The organism is Streptomyces sp. NPDC001606 (assembly GCF_053596835.1).
Genome location: NZ_JBSFHC010000015.1, coordinates 17,285 through 34,408 on the forward strand (window position 1 = coordinate 17,285; position 17,124 = coordinate 34,408).

Consider the following 17,124-nt stretch of genomic DNA (forward strand, 5'->3'; position numbering starts at 1 on the left):
TTGGCTCCCTGCGAGTCGTGGACCTCTTCGCTGGCTGCGGTGGCCTCACCCTCGGTATAGCTCAGGCAGCCCGCAAGCACGACGTCTCGCTCGATGTTCGTCTCGCGGTTGACTTTGAGGCAGCTCCAACGAAGGTATTCAAAGCAAACTTCCCCAAGGCCAACGTCCGACAGGGAGCCGTCGAATCCTACTTCGACGGTGACCTTGGCGCACCGTTGACCGCTCAGGAGACCGAAACTCTCTCAATGGTGGGTGAGGTGGAGCTCCTGATCGGTGGGCCGCCGTGTCAGGGGCACAGTAACCTCAACAACCACACCCGCCGCGATGATCCCAAGAACCGGCTGTACCTGCGCATGGCTCGTGCCGCAGAGGTTCTGCGCCCCAGTGTAGTCGTCATCGAGAACGTGCTGGCCGTTGTCAATGACAAGCAGCAGGTCGTCTCCCGCGCCATCGTTCACCTCAAGAAGCTTGGCTACGATGTCGCCACCAGTCGCATCGACCTACTCAAGCTCGGGGTCGCTCAGACACGCAAGCGCCACATACTGCTGGCCGTCCGCGAAGATGCGCTGCCTTTTGGCTTTTCTGCTGCTGACCTGCTAAAGGTCGAAGACCAAAATGCCACACCCCATGACCTGCGTTGGGCGATCGGCGACCTGCTCGACATTCGACCTAAGTCATTCTTCGATGAAGCTGCCGTACCCAACGCGGACAACCAGCGGCGTATGAAGTATCTCTTCGAGAATGACGTGCACAATCTGCCGAACGAAGAGCGCCCCAAGTGTCACCAGGGCAAACACAACTACACCGCAATGTATGGCCGTTTGTGGTGGGACCGCCCGTCTCAGACCATTACCAGTGGCTTCGCGACGATGGGACGCGGGCGTTTTGTCCACCCTGGTGTTCCCCGATGTCTGACCGCCCACGAGGCCGCGCGTATCCAGGGCTTCCCGGACTATTTCAAGTTCGTCGACGAGAGGGTCAAGCCGCGCTACGAGCTGACCCACACCGAGGTTCAGATCATCATCGGCAACGCCGTACCCCCACCCCTGACCGAGGCGCTGACCTCCAGGCTCTTCGACGCCGACGTTCTGCAGCTGAAGGACGACGCTTCCCAGCAGTTTGAGGACGACTTCGCTGCCCCTGCTGTAGACCTCGCCTGCTGAGCCTGCAATGGGCTGATTCCCTCCGAGGCCGAGCCCGGCTCAGGTAGTCGGGGCATCGGCGCAGTACGGCTGGCCTCTCGGTTTCGGTCTGCGGACTAGAGACGTTTCCTCCAGGGATGGGCTGGGACGGTCATCGCGATCGAATCCGCTAGCCAGACGCGTTGTGACTCGTCCAGTAGCGGCAATACCGCTTCGAAGTCAGTCTCGTCCTTGTCCCGTGTGGCCTTCGTCTTGTAGAAGAGCTGCACCTCGGGCGCAAGGTAAGGGATTCCGGTCGGACTCCTCCGCCCCAATCGCGCGAGCGGAAGTCGGACCCCTGGGTTGCGCCGCGAAACCCACTGGGCGCCCTCGGCCTCGTCCAGCATGAGTTGCACCGACCAGGGCGCCTCGGGTGTGCGTCTGCACCAGATGTCGTGGAGGGGCACCTCAAGCGTCTCTCCCGGACGCCAGGGACGCAGGTGCCCCGCGCCAGGCGGGTCCGCAACGTGCATGTCCCAGTCGCTCAGCATCTCCCGCGCGAGCGCCTGGTCGCGGCGGAGGACCAGGACGTCGAGATCGCCGTGCGGGCGTAGCTCGCGACCGACGGCGAGTTCGATCGCGTACCCGCCGGCGATCCACCACGGGAAGTCGGCTTCGGCGAACATCGCGGCCAGGTCCTCCGGGCGCGCCGGCACCCAGCGCCCCAGTTCATGAACACTCACCCGTCCATGCTTTCAGCAGACGAGGCACTGGGCGGAACATCGCAGGTGGTCAGAATGCAGCTGTCGGCTATGGGGTGAGCCGGTTTGGTCCGCGGAAGAGGAAGGTGGCCTCGCGGATCGACTCCAGGCCGAGCATCACCATCAGTACGCGTCCGAGGCCCATGCCCAGCCCGCCGTGTGGCGGGCACCCGTACCGGAACGCGTTCAGGTAGTCCTGCATCGGCTCCGGGCTCATGCGCATCTCGGCGGCCTGCTTCAGCAACACGTCGTAGCGGTGCTCGCGCTGGGCGCCGGTGGTGATCTCCAGGCCCTTCCAGAGCAGGTCGAAGCTCAGGGTCACGCTCGGGTCCTCGGCCGGCCGCATGTGGTAGAAGGGTCGGCTGCTCACGGGATAGTGGGTGATGAACACGAACTCGTGGCCGGTGGCCTGCTGGATATGGGCGCTGATGCGTCGCTCGCCCTCCGGGTCTAGGTCCTCCTTGATCCCCTCCGGGGTCCAGCCGCCCTTGCGCAGGATCTCGTGCGCCTCGGCCATGGTGATGCGGGGGAAGGGCGTCGTGGGGACCGTGATCTCCACACAGAACCGCTCGCGGACGGCCTCACCGTGGGCGTCGGCGACTTTGGCGATGGCGTGGGTGAGCATCCGCTCCTCGAAAGCCATGACGTCATCGACGCCGTCGATCCAGGCGAGCTCGACGTCGACGCCGGTGAACTCGGTGGCGTGCCGGGAGGTGAACGACGGCTCGGCACGAAAGACGGGGCCGATCTCGAAGACCTTCTCGATGCCGGCCGAGATCGCCATCTGCTTGTAGAACTGCGGCGACTGGGCCAGGTAGGCGCTGCGGCCGAAGTAGCCGAGCTCGAAGACCTCCGCTCCGGATTCCGAGGCGGTGCCCATGAGCTTGGGGGTGTGCATCTCCGTGGCGCCCTGCGCGTAGGCGTACTCGCGCAGCCCCTGTTCCAGGGTGGTCTGCACGGCGAACATCAGCTGGGCGGCGGGACGGCGGCGCACGTCCAGGAAGCGCCAGTCCAGCCGGTGCTCGATGCCCGTCTGCTCGTCGATCGGCAGCGGGGTGGCGGCCGGGTTCAGGACCTCGACGGCCTCTGGAACGATCTCCAGGCCGCCTAGCTTGACCTGGGCGGCGTCCGTGACCCGTCCGGTGATCTTGACGGCGGATTCGGGAGTGAGGGCTTGGAGCCGGGCCTCCAGCGGCCCGTTGTCACGCTTGTGGGTCACCTGCACCATGCCGGTTCCGTCGCGTACGACGACGAATTGCATCTTGCTCTGCAGGCGCCGGGTGTTCACCCAGCCGAAGACGGTGACGGTACGGCCGACGTGTTCTCGCAGGTCGGAGACGTGTACGCGGCTTTGGATCATTGCGGTCCTCCGAAGGACATCGTCATGATCCCTTGGGAGTGCGGGCGAGAAGGGCAACTCGCGGTACCACCGCACTTTCACCGCCACCAGGTGGCGGCCTCGTTCTGGTCCGGTGACGGGGGCCGGCCGGCGGGGCATTGGGCCATAAGAGGGGCCGTTCCTCCCCGCGCTCGGGAGGGTCTTCGCCTCGGGGCGCGAGACCGCCTTCCCAGCTGCCGGCGGCTCTCTCTGCTCGCGTGGTCCCTGGCTACTCGTCTCCGTCAACGCGTTGCCCGGAAGAATACGAACGCCACGATCGCGTCCGCAATCGAGAATGCGAGGGCAGCGTCGCGGGGCTTTGTATCCGGCGCGGCGTCGCACATGCATGCGGGCGTGGAGCGTGTCCGGGTGGCTGCGGTCGAGGTCGGCTGGAGCCTTGGCGAGCGGTCAGCCGAGGTACGGATACGCACCTGCAGTGGGAGAGGACGGGCGAGAGGAGTACGGGGTCGGCCGAAAAACGTCGGTGCGGAGGTAGGGCGAGTGGTCCGGGGTGTAGGTCCCGCGTCGGTACCCTGGAGCGCATGTCTACTGCCCCGGTTCGCGTTCGTTTCGCCCCGTCCCCGACCGGCATGTTCCATGTCGGTGGTGCACGGTCCGCTCTCTACAACTGGGCGGTGGCACGACAGTCCGGCGGCAGGTTCGTGCTGCGGATCGAGGACACCGACGCAGCCCGGAACAAGCCGGAGTGGACCGAGGGCATCATCAGCGCGCTCGCGGCGATCGGCATCCATGGTGAGGACCCGGCCTTCGAGGGGCCGTACTTCCAGTCGCACAACGCCGACCGGCACCGGGAAGCGGCTCAGCAGCTCTTCGCGGCCGGCCGGGCGTACTACTGCGACTGCACGCGGGAGCAGCTGAAGGAGCGCACGGGGTCGGAGCACCTCGGGTACGACGGGTTCTGCCGGGACCGGGGGCTGGCCTTCGAGGAGGGGCGGGCGCTGCGGTTCCGGACGCCGGACGAGGGGGAGACCGTCGTGGTCGACCTGGTCCGCGGGGAGCCGGCGTTCCCGAACAGCGCGATCGAGGACTTCGTGATCGCCCGTGGCGACGGGTCCCCGGTCTTTCTGATCGCCAACGTCGTGGACGACCTGGACGAGGGAATCACGCAGGTCATCCGAGGCGAGGAGCACCTGTCGAACACGCCGAAGCAGCAGCTGCTGTGGGAGGCGCTCGGTGCCAAGCCGCCTGTGTGGGCGCACCTGCCGGTGATCGTGAACGAGAAGCGGCAGAAGCTGTCAAAGCGCCGGGACAAGGTGGCGCTGGAGGACTACCTCGCCGAGGGGTTCCTGCCCGAGGCGATGGTGAACTACCTCATGTTGCTCGGCTGGGGCCCGGGTGACGACCGGGAGATCAGGCCGTATGAGGAGCTGGAGCAGCTCTTCCGGATCGAGGACGTCAACACCGCGCCGGCCTTCTTCGACGTGAAGAAGCTGACGGCGTTCAACGGCGAGTACATCCGCGCCCTGTCGCCGGAGCAGTTCGCCGCCGCTTGCGCGCCGTGGCTCGTTGCCCCGTACGCGCCGTGGCGGCCGGAGGCGTTCGACAAGGACGTCTTCGAGGCGGCGGCTTCCCTGGCCCAGACCCGGCTGGCGTTGCTTTCCGAGATCACCAGCTATGTGGACTTTCTCTTCCTCGACGAGCCGGTCGAGGACGAGGCGTCGTGGAACAAGGCGATGAAGGCAGGCGCTGGCGACATCCTGTCGGACGCCCGCGCCGAGCTGGCCGGCGTCGCGGAGTGGAAGGCGGACGACCTGAAGGCCGTCCTGCTCGCCGTCGGCGAGAAGCACGGGCTGAAGCTGGGCAAGGCCCAGGCGCCCATCCGGGTCGCGGTCACCGGCCGGACGATCGGACTCCCGCTGTTCGAGTCCATGGAGCTGCTCGGCCGGGACCGCGTGCTGGCCCGTCTGGACGCCGCCAGCAAGAAGCTGGCCGCGCAGGCTTAGCCGCTGCTCAGGCGACCTGCGCCAGGAGGTTGCCCCAGGCGTCGCCGAAGTAGGTCAGGTCGAACCGGGCCAGGGCCTCGTACCCCGCCTTGGCCTCGGTGTGCCGTGTCGCCGCACGCTGCCGGACCTGTGCCGGGAGGCGGCGGAGGTCCGGGGCTGGCTGGCCAGCCAGTGCGGCGAGGTCGCCCAGGCCGGCCACCGGGCGGATGAGGCAGGGCAGGCCGAGGAGTAAAGCCTCGGCGGCGCAACGGCTCCAGCCCTCCCGCATCCGTGGGAGGAAGACACCGACGTCACAGGCGCGCAGCAGACGCAGGTACCGCTCGCGTTCGACGTCGTAGTGCGCGCTGTCGAGGCCGATGGTGTTGCTGCCGCTGGTGATCACCCGCAGTCCGGGAACGCCGGCCAGTGCTGCGGAGACCTCCTCGGTGCCCTTCCAGTGCACGGCCTTGCCCGCGTAGACGCCGATCACGTCGGGTTGTAGGCCGAACTCGGCGCGGCACTCGGCCCGGTCGTAACCGCGTGCCTGCTCTACTTCGGCCATGTCGAAGGCGTTGTAGATCACCCGTACGTTGCGGACGCCTCGGGCGCGGAGCTGGTCGGCCCAGTACGGGGCGACGCACACGACGGCGGCGCACTGCGGCAGAACGCGGAACAGCCGCTCCCAGAGCATGGCCTCGATGGGGGCGGAGTCATGTTGGAGCGGCTCGTAGTGGTGCAGGAGGAACACCGTGCGGGCGCGCATCTCGGGCGTGAACAGCAGCAGGCTGAGGTCGTCCCACACGAAGGTGCCGGTGGTGCCGTGCAGCGCCCGTATGGAAGGTGCCAGGCGGGCGAGGTGGCGGAGCTTGCGCCAGCGGCGGACCCGGTAGGTCCGCTTGTGGTCCGGGACCGTGTGCCATTCCACGTCGTCGGCCGTCACCTCGTGGAGCATCCGTAGGTAGACCCGGCCGCCGGTCCGGCCGACCGGCTCCATCGAGTAGACGACCCGTTTCACGGACGTACCTCCTGTATGTGGTGGACGTACTCGGCGTGCAGGCGCGCGTGCATGGTCTCCAGATGGGGGCCGAGGTCGCGGGCGGCGTCGGCGAGGGGGAGGTGGAAATCGCCCAGGGTCTGGAGGAACCGTCGGCGCCGGTCGAGGTTCGGGGACACGGCGAGGTCGCGCAGGTTGTGCAGTCGGTCGGCGAGCCGGACGAGGAGGTCCTCGGGCGGGAGCGCGGCTTGCTTGGCGCGCCAGCGGGTCTCGTCGCCGTCGGACTTGGGGCGCTGTTCGAGACGGTGGTCGGCCGTCATGGCACGCAGGCGGGCGGTGAACGGGCCGCCGAGGTGGTGGACGAGCAGTGCTTCCGACTCAGGGGCCACCTCCAAGGCGTCATGGAGGAGGGCGAGGAGGAGGGTCTCAGGGCGCCGGACGCCGATCTCCGTTCGCAAGAGCCTGACGACGGCCAGCGGGTGTTCCAGGTATGGGGTGCCCTGGTCGCGGGTGTGGCCGTCGTAGACCGTGAGAGTGAGGCCGGCGGCCACGCGGGCGCGGGACTGCTCGTCCGAGGTCCACGCGGCGGCACCGAGCACGGTCAGGACGTGGTCGAGATCGATGGGGTCCATCCGCCTCACCTCGTACGGAGGGCCGTGGCACGGGGGTCGGGGACGTGGTCGGCGAGGAGCAGGGTGTCTCCGACGGCGAGGGCATCGAGGCGTAGGTCCACCGCCGCTGCCACGGCTTGCTCAGCGGTCCGTAGGATCGGGGTGCCTTTGCGGTTGAAGGATGTGTTCAGCAGCAGCGGCAGTCCGGTGAGGTCGCGGAACTGCTCAAGGAGATCGCGCAGGCCCTGGTGGTCGGCGGCGACGGACTGGACGCGGGCGGTGCCGTCGTGGTGGGTGACCGCCGCGACTCGGTCGGCTCGGCACCGTCGGACGGTGGCGACACGGTTCATGAAGGGGTCGCCCGCAGACATGAACCATTCCGTGGCGTGCTCGGTGAGGACGGCCGGCGCGAACGGGCGGTACGCGGCTCGCTTCTTGATCGCGTTGAGTCGGTCCCGCGTGGTGGCGTGACCGGGGTGGGCGAGGATCGAGCGATGGCCGAGGGCACGCGGCCCGAATTCGAGCTGCCCCTGCACCCAGCCGACGATGCGGTGCTCGGCGAGCAGTGCCGCCACTGCGGGCGCCAGCCCGAGCCCGAGGTGGGGCAAGGCGTGGTAGCCGGGCGGCGCCGTTGTCGTTGGCAGCGCGCCCGGGTTCGGGCCCCAGGCCGCGTCGGTCGGCACCGGCAGGCGCTCCTGCCCGAGCTGGTAGTGCCAGCCGTAGAGCGCGGCGCCCACGGCTGTGCCGGCGTCGTGCGGGGCCGGTGCGACGAAGAGGGTGTCGAAGCCGCTGTTGGCGGCCAGCTGGCCGTTGAGGTGGGAGTTTAGGGCGCATCCGCCGGAGAACACCAACGTTGAGGCCCGAGTGAGTCGTTGCAGGTGGCGGGCGACGTGGACGACCGATTCGGCGAAGATCTCCTGGACGGCAGCGGCCAGGTCGGCACGCTTGTGTTCCGGCTGTTCCGCGACGTTGTCGGCGGTCCAGGCCCGGCCATCGAGCAGCAGCGGTGTGCTGCTGTCCGCCGAACCCCACGGATGATCGATGCGGACCTCGCCCTCGTCTCCGAGCCGGACCAGTTCGCGGACGTGTGCGCCGTAGCGCTGGGGATCGCCGAAAGCGGCGAGCGCCATCATGCTGCCCTCGGGCTCGTCGCCGGGTGGGATCACCCTCCGGGCGAGGTTCCTGTAGAAGTGCCCGAGGGAGGAGTGGACGCGCCGAGGCCCGACCGGGCCCGGCACGACGGCTGGCATGCCCTGGTGGAGGCGATCGATGCGATCAGGCCACAGGTCATACCCCGTGATGCGCTCTCGGCCAGGGCCGAAGTCGGAGCCCAGTGAGGAGCCGCCGGCGTCGATGACGAGGCCCGCGGCGTGCTCGTGCCCGGAGAGCAGGTAGCCGGAGAGCACGTGGGCCGTGTGGTGGGACAGGAGACGGAGGTGTTCGCCGAGCGGGGCGGGCAGGAGGGCGGCGAGTTCCTCCCGTTCCTCAGCCAGCCACCAGCCGGCCGCGGGGTTGGGGCGCATGGAGGCGGCCCAGACGGCGTCCACGTCCTTCGGTTCGATGCCGGCGGCCTCCAGGCACCACTGGAGCGCGCGGGTCGGGGCGGTGAGCGTGCCCTTGCGGGTGGGGTGGTTGTGCTTGACGCCGCTCCAGCGCTCCTCTTCGGCCGCGTAGAGGCGGCCGTCGACGACTAACGCGGCGGCCGTGTCGTGGTGGAAGTTCAGTCCGAGGACTGCGGGCATGGTGGTGTACCTCCCGATCAGAGGGTGAGGGCGGGGACGAGTGCGGCGCCGGAGTCGGTGTACTCGTGGCAGCGCAGGCAGAACCGGAAGTGGTGCGCGCGCGGCGCGAACACCTTGGCCGCGAAGTCCTCGTCCCAGATGCTGAACTCGCTGTCGTCCTTCGCCATGGCGTTGAAGCAGCGGTAGCAGGACCCGTCCATCTCGATCATCAGGTGCTGGTCGAGGTAGCGGTCGCAGAGGCCGCGCAGCTCGTTCGCGGGCTGGCCGACGTCGACGTGGTGCACGTGGTTGGTGACGTGGATGGCGCCGTACTTCTCGCAGAGCGTCCCGAGCTGCGTGAGCCGGGTGGAACTGATGCCTTCCAGGACGCTGTTGACGACCACGGTCTTGCCGGCTTCGCGGAGGCGGGGGACGACGGCGTGCACCTCGTCGTAGTTCCCGTGTTCGTCGTCGCAGCCGATGAGTATCTGGTCGTAGGAGCGGAGGGTCGCGTCCATGATCGGCTGGTTGCGGGCCAGGGTGATGGCGTTCGTGCCCAGGACCATGACTTTGTCCGGCAGCCGCGTGCGGGCGGCGTCGCTGAGCGCCGGGAAGTCCCGGTGCACGGTGGGTTCGCCGCCGTTGATGTGCAGCTGTTGGAAGGGGATGGTCTCCAGCCGGGTCAGAATGGTGGAGAACAGGTCCAGGGGCATGTTCTCGCCCTGGGCGCCGTCGGCGAAGATGCAGAAGTCGCAGTGCCGGTTGCACTTCGTGGTGATCTTGACCTTGGCCGTTTTGAGGGTGCGGGGCACCGGCGCACGCGGGGTCATTGGCGAGACTCCTTGGGTCAGAGGTGGACGTCGTCGGGGGTGAAGCTGAGGAAGTCCTGGACGGTGGTGTTCTGCTGGTGCCAGCGCGCGAGGGCCGCGCGCAGGGTGTCGGCGGTGGTCGGTCCAGTGGGGATCAGCGCCGCCATCCGGGCGGCCAGCTGCTGGGCCGCAGTCGCCTCGTCTGCCGCGAGCGCGGTCAGCGTTTGCGTGGCGGAGCGAAGTTCCTTCGCCTCCCGCCGGATCAGGTACTCGGTCGCCACGCCGGGCGGCGGATCGAGGTAGTACAGCCAGCGGGCGACACGTACACGGAGCATGCCGGCCGTCATCACCCAGTCAGTACGAGCGTGCTCATGCCCCTGGCCGTCGGGGCGGTCCCTGCCAGGAACGCGGCGCATGGCCGCCTCCAGGGCGACATGGGCCGCGCGGAGCAGGTGGCGCGGACTCCGCGGGCGGGCAACGGCATGGTGCTCCGACTGCCGGAGGAACAGCTCGGCGTATCCGTCCAGTCCCTCCGGCCGCCACTGGGTGAGGGCCGCCGTCTTTCCGGGGCAGCGGGTCCGGGTCGCCAGTGCCGCGGCGGCGAACCAGCACGGAGCGAGGTAGTGCCACGCCACGCAGTGGCGCCGGTAAGCGGCGACGTCCTTGGCCACGTTGTCCGTGCTGTCCGCAGCCAGCTGGTATCGGCCGCCCATCCGGGCCTGGAGGATCCCCCGGTAGAACCGCTCGTCCACCGCGCACCAGGGCGCCATCTGGGCCCGGGACTTCCACCGCTGGAAGTCCCTCACGCTGCCGCTGATCAGTGACCAGGTCGCGAGTTCGGGCGCGGAGACGAGCCGCTCGTCCGTCTCGGTCACGGTGAACGCGAAGCCGGGCGGGTGCTCCAGAAGACGTCGATGGGATACCTCCCGGCCGACCGCGGCGGCGTGTGCGGCGGCCAGGCGGTGGTTCCACTCTTCCCAGTCGGCGGGGGCCTGGGGAAGGAGGACGCGTACGTCGATGTCGGAGTGCGGTGCCAGCAGGTCGGCCGGCTGCCACTTGTGGGTGAGCATCACGGCCCCGACGCCGTGGGCGTCCAGCTCGCGTTCGTACAGAGCGCCGAGTTCCTGGTAGAGAGGCGGCGGCGCGTCGACCACAACCATCACCGCTCCCCGGTGGAGGCGCGGGAGCAGGCGGGGCCAGCCGCTCCCGTGGGAAGGACGGGGAGCAGGGGCAGGACCGGAGTGCCTTCGGGGCGCTCCATCCGGTCCCAGCGCAGGTCGTAGTCGACGTAGTGGAAGCCCTGCCAGGCGTCGTTGGTGTTGCGGTCGAGCATGGCCTGGAAGAGGTGGGCGAAGGCGTTGCCGAGTGTGCCGTCGACGAGGTGGGGCTTCAGGGGGATGTCGCGGTTGTGCAGGATGCAGGGTCGCGCCACTCCGGTGGGCGTGATCTTGATTCGGTTGGCGTCGGAGCAGGTTGCGCAGCTGGAGTTGGAGATGAAGCCGATCGACCCTGCCCAGCCGTCGGGACGGAGGTACTGCCCGGGGCTGCGGACGCCCAACTGGTCCCGGGGGACTTCGCCAGCGTTGGCGAACCACTCGTGGAGGCGGTCGCGGACCTCTGCCTCGGTGATGAACTCGGTGTCGAACAGCGCCTGGGCGGGACCGATGTTCTGGAGTTCGATCAGGCGGACGGCGACGGGCAGGTCGCGGGCGAGTTCGGCCACGGCGAAGGCGTCGTCCAGGTAGGTGCGCTGAAGAACGCAGTTGATCTTCACTCGCAGGCCGAGGGAGAGGGCGGCGTCGAGGGTGCTCCGGGTGGTGCGCGGGTCGCCGCCGCCCATGATCGCGGCGGACCGCGCCGGGTCGAGGCTGTGGAGGCTGAGGTTGAGGTAGGTCAGGCCGGCGTGGTGGAGCTGTTCGACGCTCAGCCCACGGCGCAGGTTGCCGTGGCTGGTCATGCCGATCGCGGCATCGGGCCCGAGGCCGTCGGCGAGGCCCGCGATGACGTCGAGGATGTCGGCTCGGAGGGTCGGTTCACCGCCGGAGCAGTGTGCCTTCCTGATCTTCCAAGCCCCGGCCTCGGTAGCGATGGCCGCGTAGTCGGAGGCGGTCAGGGGCCGGTCCTTGTGCCCGTAGTCCGGCATGCACCGGGGCTTGCAGAACACGCAGTCCAGGTTGCACAGCGAGTTCAGGGTGAAGGCCAGGTAGGGGTGGTTGCGGCCTGCTGCGGCGAAGGCGGCGGCCAGGTCGTCGTGGTCTGCGGTGGGCATTGGTCAGCCTCCTACGAGCGGAGAGCGGGTGGCGGGCGCCTCGGCCAGGCCGTTGAGGGGCTGGCCCGAGAGGTAGCGGTGCAGGTTGTCGGCGAAGAACGCCACCGCCTCGTCCATGTACGCGCGGCAGAACACCGAGCTTTTCGGGGTGAGTACGACCCGGGGGTGGAGCCGAAGCGGATGGCGTGCAGGCAGCGGTTTCGGGTCGAACACGTCCAGGGCCGCGCCACGCAGGTGGCCGGTGTCGAGGGAGGCCAGGAGAGCCGGCTGGTCGACGGTTGCCGCGCGGCCGAGGTTGAGGAAGAGAGAGCGGGGCTTGCACGCTGAGAAGAGGTCGTGGTCGAAGTAGCGGTGCGTGCCAGGGGTCGCGGGCAGCAGATTGACCACGACGTCGGCGACGGACACCGCCTGGTGCACCGCCGTCGTGTGCACCCACGTGATCCCGCCCTCGGAAGCCGCAGGTGGTGTCCGGCGCACTCCGATGACGTTCATGCCGAAGGCCCGGGCGGCCTGGGCGAGGTGGCGTCCGACGCTGCCGCAGCCGACGATGGTCATCGTCGCCCCCGCCAGGTCGAAGAATTCCTCGGCCAGGTCGTCCTTCCACCAGGCGCGGTTCCGCTGGACTCGCTGGCTGATGAACAGCCCGCGGGAGAAGCCCAGGATCAGGCCCATGGCGTGCTCGGCCATGGGGCTGCCGTGGAAGCCGTACGAGCGGGTCAGCGCTACCCCGACGGAGTGCGCCTCGGCGACGGGCAGATGGTCCGTGCCGGCGGCCGGGGAAGCGATCCACTTCAGATGTGGCGCGGCGAACAGCCACGAGGGCGCGAATCGCCACCCGAAGTAGACGTGTGCGTCGGCCAGCTGGTGCGGCACGGCCTCCTCGGTCGCCCTGCGGAACTCGATGCCGGGGAAGGAGGCGGACAGCGCACGCTCGTGCTCGGAGGACAGTCGCCAGAAGGAGTGCGGGGACTCCAGGCTGATCAGCACCACCGGCTGGTTCATCGCGCGCGGCCCTCTGCGGTGGCTGACCGCGTCAGCGCCCAAGGGGCGATGCGGTCCATGACGGAACCGACGCTGGCCTCGTAGTCATGGCGGGAGCGCACCAGGGCCGCCCCGGCGCTCCGGAGCCGATCGCGTTCTCGAGGCAGGACGTTCCGGGCCCGGTGCAGGGCGGATGCCAGGGACCTGGGGTCCTGCGGTGCGGCCGTGAAGCCGGTCTCGCCCTCGATGACGGTCTGAGCCAGGCCGCCGGCCGTGGTCGCGACCACCGGGCCCGCACCGGCTGCGAACGCCTCCAGAGGTATCCGGCCAAAGGGCTCCTCGCGAGAGGGAACGATGACCGCGCGCAGGGCCGGGCTGTGCAGCCAGGCACGGATCGCGGGGGTGAAGCGAGTGATCAGAGTCGCGTCCAGATCGTGCGCGCGGATGTCTGCCGCCAGGTCCTGCTGGTACGAGGAGAGGTGCTTGGGTTCCTCCGAGGTCACGGCAGCCAGCAGCAGGTGAGGAACGGGGACACCGCGTTCCTTCAGCAGGCGCAACGCCTCCAGGAGGTCTTCGAAACCTTTCGTCGGGACTGCGCGGCCCATGGCGAGAAGGAATCCGGCGCGGGCCTTGAAAGGCAGCGGCAGAGCCGTGGCCGACCTGACCATCTCCTCACGGATCAGCCCGTTCGGGATGCTCACGATGCTCGACCGAGGGACGGCGTAGTTGACGACGAGGTGGCCTCGCATGTGGGAGGAGATAGCCCCGACGCGCGCACCTCGGAGCGTCGCCGCTCGCAGGGCGTCCCGCTCCCAGCGGACGCGGGAGACATCCTTGGGCCGCGTCAGCGCGGTCGTGGAGCGGGGCACGAGCAGCAGGTCCGTGGTCGGCGACGTGTAGGGCGCGAGCCCGAGGAACGGGATGTCGAGGCCGACGAGGAGGCACCGGCTCGCTCGCGCGGCGATGCGTATGGCCGCCTCGCCCGCCAGGTCGCACAGCTGAATCGAGCCGCGGACCGAGTCCGGCGGCGCGTTGACCTTCGGGATTGTGATGACCTCGGCCGCGGCCTGCCGCAGCATCTGCCGCACCTCGCGGGCCCACCGCTGATTGTGCGCCCCCGCGGTCTCGGGCACGTGCGGGGTGATCACTGAGAGGCGGCCTGTCGGCAGGAGCCGGGCCAGTGCCGTGAGGAAGGCGCGGTTGCTGAAGCCGGTGCCCGACTCCGCGCCGTAGAAGCCCTCGTGGAGAGCGACGACGACCCTGGGCTGACGAGCGGCCTCCGGCACAGCCGTGAGTGAGGGTGGGGAAGACGCATGGTCGATGCGCACTGTGTGGTGCCTCCTTGGAGGACGGGTTTGGGCAGGCGTGGACATCAGGCGCCGGCGGACGAGGAGCACGGCCTGTGGGCGAGTCGGCACCAGGCACGAGAGCCGCTGGTGCCAGTCGTCAGCGACCAGGCATCGGCCAAGGCATCGACGATGACCAGTCCCCGTCCTGATTCGGCCTGCTCGTCGGGAGCGGTAGGAGAAGCGGGTGCCGGGCGGGAACAGCCGCCGTCGGTGACGGTGATCTCGACCTCCAGGCCGCCGCCGGCCAGACTCCTGCGGTCGACGCACAGAACCAACGGAGGACTGCCCGAGACGAAGGCGTTCGTCGCGAGCTCCGACCCGATCAGGCGGGCGTCAGCAAGTACGTCCGTCTCAGTGCCACGCAGCGCCAGCGTCACGGCGCCCCGGGCGACCTCGGCCGCTTCCGGTCCGTACGGCAGATCCGTGATCAGGGTGGTCGTGCCGTCGCCAGCGACGAGCCCGCTTCCGGGGGCGGAGGTTGGTCGTCCGGCGTCACCGTCCAGCACATCGCCCGGTCGGCCTGGGGAGATGCTTGTGTGCTGCCTCAAGGCCCACCTCTTTCTCCGTCGGCTCGGAAGACGGGCGCCTCCGCCGGGATCCAAGAACACAGGAGGGGGACGGTCAGGCAGGACCCGATCAGTGGGTCAACTCGGTCAACTTCCATGCGGCGGTGGTGAATCGTCCGTCCAGGGGCATCACCATGGGGGCTCGCGAAGTGATGGGACGAACCACTGGAGCGAAGGGTGGTCGCACGTGGCGCCGCAGACAGGCGAGCCCAACGTCGTACTGGCGGGGTGCCTCGACGAACTCGGGTGGAGCCCGAAGGCGCTCGCTCGCAAGCTCAACCGGGTCTTCGGCGCGGGGACGGTGGCCGAGTCGGCGCCGTACCACTGGCGGGACGCCGGCTCCCTGCCGCGTTCGCCATTGCCGATGATGGCCGCCTACGTGCTCTCCCAGGAGCTGGGTAGGAATGTCTCGGTGGCCGAACTGTGGCAGGGCCGTGTGGGCGACTCGTCAGCGCTGGTCCCTGCGGACACGGATCTCGCGCGGCCTTGGACCGCGCAGGGCATGGAGGCGATCGTGGAGGACTGGGTGATGGGAGGGCTCGTCGACCGTCGCCGGTTCCTCGCGATCTCGGGCGCGGGACTCCTCGCGATCGTCGCCCAGTACCTTGACGGCACCGCGGGACGCGGCCAGTACACGCCTCGAATGACGTCGTCGCTCGGCACCGATCCGCTCGTGGACCAAGTCGAGCAGCACCTTCCAATGCTCCAGTTGCTCGATGACGAGCACGGAGGGGCACGTCATCTGCCCTACGTTGGAGCCCAGTTCCGGGCTGTCGGGCTGCTGATTCGCGAAGGCGGCCACCCTCCGGCTGTCGCGAGCCGTCTGATCCGCGCGCTCGCAGAGATCGGTCAGCTGGCCGGCTGGATGGCCTTCGACGCGGCCGACCACGGACTGGCGCAGCGCTACTTCGTCACGGCGCTCCGGGCCGCCCATCAGGTCAATGATCTTCCCCTGTGCGCCCACATCCTGGGCGACCTGTCCTTCCAGGCGGCGAATCGAGGACACCCCGCGGACGCCATCGCCCTCGGAGAGGCCGCCCGCCGTGCGAGTGACGCCGCCCCGCTGGCCGTCCGGGCGTCCGTCCTGTCCCGGCTCGCCTACGCGTACGCCGCCGCCGGCCGTGACAACGACTTCGCCCACACTCGTGGCACTGCCCGCGAACTGATCGCAAGCCGGGACGGCCGCCAAGAAGAGCCCCGCTGGATGTACTTCCTCACCGACAACCACCTGGACTGCCAGGCCGGTTACGGCCTCATCCAGATGGGTCGTGCACAGCAGAAGGCGGAGAGCGGAAAGAAGAGCCGCCGCTTCCTCGCCCAAGGGACCGAGATGCTCAGATCCGGGGCGTACGACGTCCCGCGCGGCGACCCAAGCCAGCGCCGAGCTATGTTCGAGGGAGCCTGGCTGGCCCTGGGACACAGCGCGCATGGAGACCTGGAGGCAGCCTGCGAGATCGGCCAGATCGCCGCCGACCGCCTCGATGTCGTCCGCTCGCCTCGCAGCGCGGCGCTGCTCCACCAGCTTGCCGCCGACCTCCGTCGCCGACAGCGCAACCCTCACGTGCGTGGCTTCCTGCCAGCTCTGGAGGACGCCCTCGCCCAACACGCCCCATCGACGCAACCCGGCCGTTAGGGTCAGGTTCATGACCGCAGGGGAGCGCGTTGTCGTTGTCGGGGCTGGGGTGGCTGGACTCACCACGGCCGTCGTTCTCGCCGAGGCCGGGGCTTCGGTGCACGTGATCGCCGAGCAGGTGCCGGGGGTCACATCGCTGGCGGCCGGGGCGATGTGGGGGCCTTACCTGGTCGAACCGAAGGACAAGGTCGACCAGTGGGGACAACGGTCCCTGGAGATCTTCCGGGAGCTGGCCCAGGACCCGGCGACGGGCGTCCGGCTCACCAGTGGCATCGAAGCATCCCGCACGGCCGAAGCCGCGCCAGACTGGGCCACCACTTTGCCTGGTTTCCGACCGTGCGAGCGGGCCGAACTCCCGGCCGGGTTCACGGCGGGCTACCGGTTCACCGTGCCACTGATCGACATGCCCACCTACCTCGACTACCTCCTGCGCCGGCTCCGCGATGCCGGCGGTGTGGTCGAGCAGCGACGGCTGACCTCGCTCTCGGACGCCGGTCCGGCTTCGGCGATGGTCAACTGCGCGGGCCTCGGGTCGCGCGACCTGGTTCCGGACCCCGACCTCCGGCCCATCCGCGGTCAGCACGTCGTCGTCACCAACCCCGGGCTGACCGAGTTCTTCTCCGAGGACACCGGCCTCTCCCCGGACCTCCTGTGCTTCTACCCCCACGGCGACACCGTGGTCCTGGGCGGCACAGCGATCGACGGCGAAGGCGATCTGGCCCCCGACGACAAGGCTGCGGCCGGCATCCTCGCCCGCTGCGCCGAGGTTGAGCCCCGCCTCGCCGAGGCCCGTGTCCTGGAGCACCGGGTCGGCGCTCGACCGACCCGCGTCACGGTCCGTGTGGAGGAAGAGGTGGGGGAGGACGGCACCGTGGTCGTGCACAACTACGGCCACGGAGGTGCTGGCGTCACGCTGTCGTGGGGGTGCGCCGATGAGGCTCGGGCGTTGCTCTCCGTCAAGTGATCTGCACGTGGAAGAACAGACGTT

At 69.1% G+C, this 17,124-nt stretch carries 15 protein-coding genes; 4 read left to right on the forward strand and 11 right to left on the reverse strand.

The annotated features are described in order from the left end of the window. Positions 1-17: 17 nt before the first annotated feature. On the forward strand, positions 18-1,163 hold the full coding sequence (locus ACWCV9_RS25160; RefSeq protein WP_450789744.1) for a DNA cytosine methyltransferase: 1,146 nt from the start codon (positions 18-20) through the stop codon (positions 1,161-1,163). A gap of 95 nt (positions 1,164-1,258) precedes the next feature. Here ACWCV9_RS25160 and ACWCV9_RS25165 read toward each other — a convergent pair whose 3' ends face one another. Beyond that, on the reverse strand, positions 1,259-1,807 hold the full coding sequence (locus ACWCV9_RS25165; protein ID WP_399808444.1) for a nucleotidyltransferase domain-containing protein: 549 nt from the start codon (positions 1,805-1,807) through the stop codon (positions 1,259-1,261). A 124-nt stretch (positions 1,808-1,931) separates the two neighbouring features. Then, a complete protein-coding gene (aspS, locus tag ACWCV9_RS25170; protein WP_450789746.1) occupies positions 1,932-3,242 on the reverse strand; it encodes an aspartate--tRNA(Asn) ligase in 1,311 nt (436 codons plus the stop codon). Between the two features lie 608 nt (positions 3,243-3,850). Here aspS and gltX point away from each other — a divergent pair. Continuing rightward, positions 3,851-5,224 (forward strand): glutamate--tRNA ligase, encoded by a 1,374-nt coding sequence (gltX, locus tag ACWCV9_RS25175; protein WP_450790020.1) that lies wholly within the window; start codon positions 3,851-3,853, stop codon positions 5,222-5,224. 7 nt (positions 5,225-5,231) lie between these two features. Here gltX and ACWCV9_RS25180 read toward each other — a convergent pair whose 3' ends face one another. Genes ACWCV9_RS25180 through ACWCV9_RS25220 form a run of 9 tightly spaced genes read right to left on the reverse strand, consistent with a single transcriptional unit; the run spans position 5,232 to position 14,485 of the window. Then, the gene (locus tag ACWCV9_RS25180) at positions 5,232-6,218 is read right to left on the reverse strand and encodes a glycosyltransferase (protein WP_450789748.1); all 987 of its coding nucleotides are present in this window, start codon (positions 6,216-6,218) and stop codon (positions 5,232-5,234) included. Further along, positions 6,215-6,829: an HD domain-containing protein gene (locus ACWCV9_RS25185; protein WP_450789750.1), complete on the reverse strand. Its 615-nt coding sequence runs from the start codon at positions 6,827-6,829 to the stop codon at positions 6,215-6,217. The genes ACWCV9_RS25180 and ACWCV9_RS25185 overlap by 4 nt, the downstream gene beginning before the upstream one ends. A gap of 5 nt (positions 6,830-6,834) precedes the next feature. After that, positions 6,835-8,550, reverse strand: a complete 1,716-nt coding sequence (locus tag ACWCV9_RS25190) for a carbamoyltransferase C-terminal domain-containing protein (protein WP_450789752.1) — start codon at positions 8,548-8,550, stop codon at positions 6,835-6,837. A gap of 17 nt (positions 8,551-8,567) precedes the next feature. Beyond that, a complete protein-coding gene (locus ACWCV9_RS25195; protein ID WP_450789754.1) occupies positions 8,568-9,359 on the reverse strand; it encodes a radical SAM protein in 792 nt (263 codons plus the stop codon). Positions 9,360-9,376: 17 nt separating this feature from the next. Beyond that, complete coding sequence (locus ACWCV9_RS25200) at positions 9,377-10,498, reverse strand: hypothetical protein (RefSeq protein WP_450789756.1); 1,122 nt, start codon at positions 10,496-10,498, stop codon at positions 9,377-9,379. Further along, complete coding sequence (locus tag ACWCV9_RS25205) at positions 10,498-11,607, reverse strand: radical SAM protein (protein WP_450336217.1); 1,110 nt, start codon at positions 11,605-11,607, stop codon at positions 10,498-10,500. Before ACWCV9_RS25205 ends, ACWCV9_RS25200 begins: the two co-directional genes overlap by 1 nt. A gap of 3 nt (positions 11,608-11,610) precedes the next feature. After that, complete coding sequence (locus ACWCV9_RS25210) at positions 11,611-12,609, reverse strand: D-2-hydroxyacid dehydrogenase (protein ID WP_450789758.1); 999 nt, start codon at positions 12,607-12,609, stop codon at positions 11,611-11,613. Further along, complete coding sequence (locus ACWCV9_RS25215; RefSeq protein WP_450790022.1) at positions 12,606-13,916, reverse strand: glycosyltransferase family 4 protein; 1,311 nt, start codon at positions 13,914-13,916, stop codon at positions 12,606-12,608. Before ACWCV9_RS25215 ends, ACWCV9_RS25210 begins: the two co-directional genes overlap by 4 nt. Before the next feature lie 44 nt (positions 13,917-13,960). After that, positions 13,961-14,485, reverse strand: coding sequence for an ATP-binding protein (locus tag ACWCV9_RS25220; RefSeq protein ID WP_450789760.1), 525 nt, complete (start codon positions 14,483-14,485; stop codon positions 13,961-13,963). Positions 14,486-14,690: 205 nt separating this feature from the next. Here ACWCV9_RS25220 and ACWCV9_RS25225 point away from each other — a divergent pair, with 205 nt between their 5' ends. Together ACWCV9_RS25225 and ACWCV9_RS25230 are read left to right on the forward strand one after the other, a co-directional pair. Beyond that, the gene (locus tag ACWCV9_RS25225; RefSeq protein ID WP_450789762.1) at positions 14,691-16,136 is read left to right on the forward strand and encodes a carph-isopro domain-containing protein; all 1,446 of its coding nucleotides are present in this window, start codon (positions 14,691-14,693) and stop codon (positions 16,134-16,136) included. Between the two features lie 10 nt (positions 16,137-16,146). Beyond that, complete coding sequence (locus ACWCV9_RS25230) at positions 16,147-17,100, forward strand: FAD-dependent oxidoreductase (protein WP_450789764.1); 954 nt, start codon at positions 16,147-16,149, stop codon at positions 17,098-17,100. The last annotated feature ends 24 nt before the right edge of the window (positions 17,101-17,124 follow it).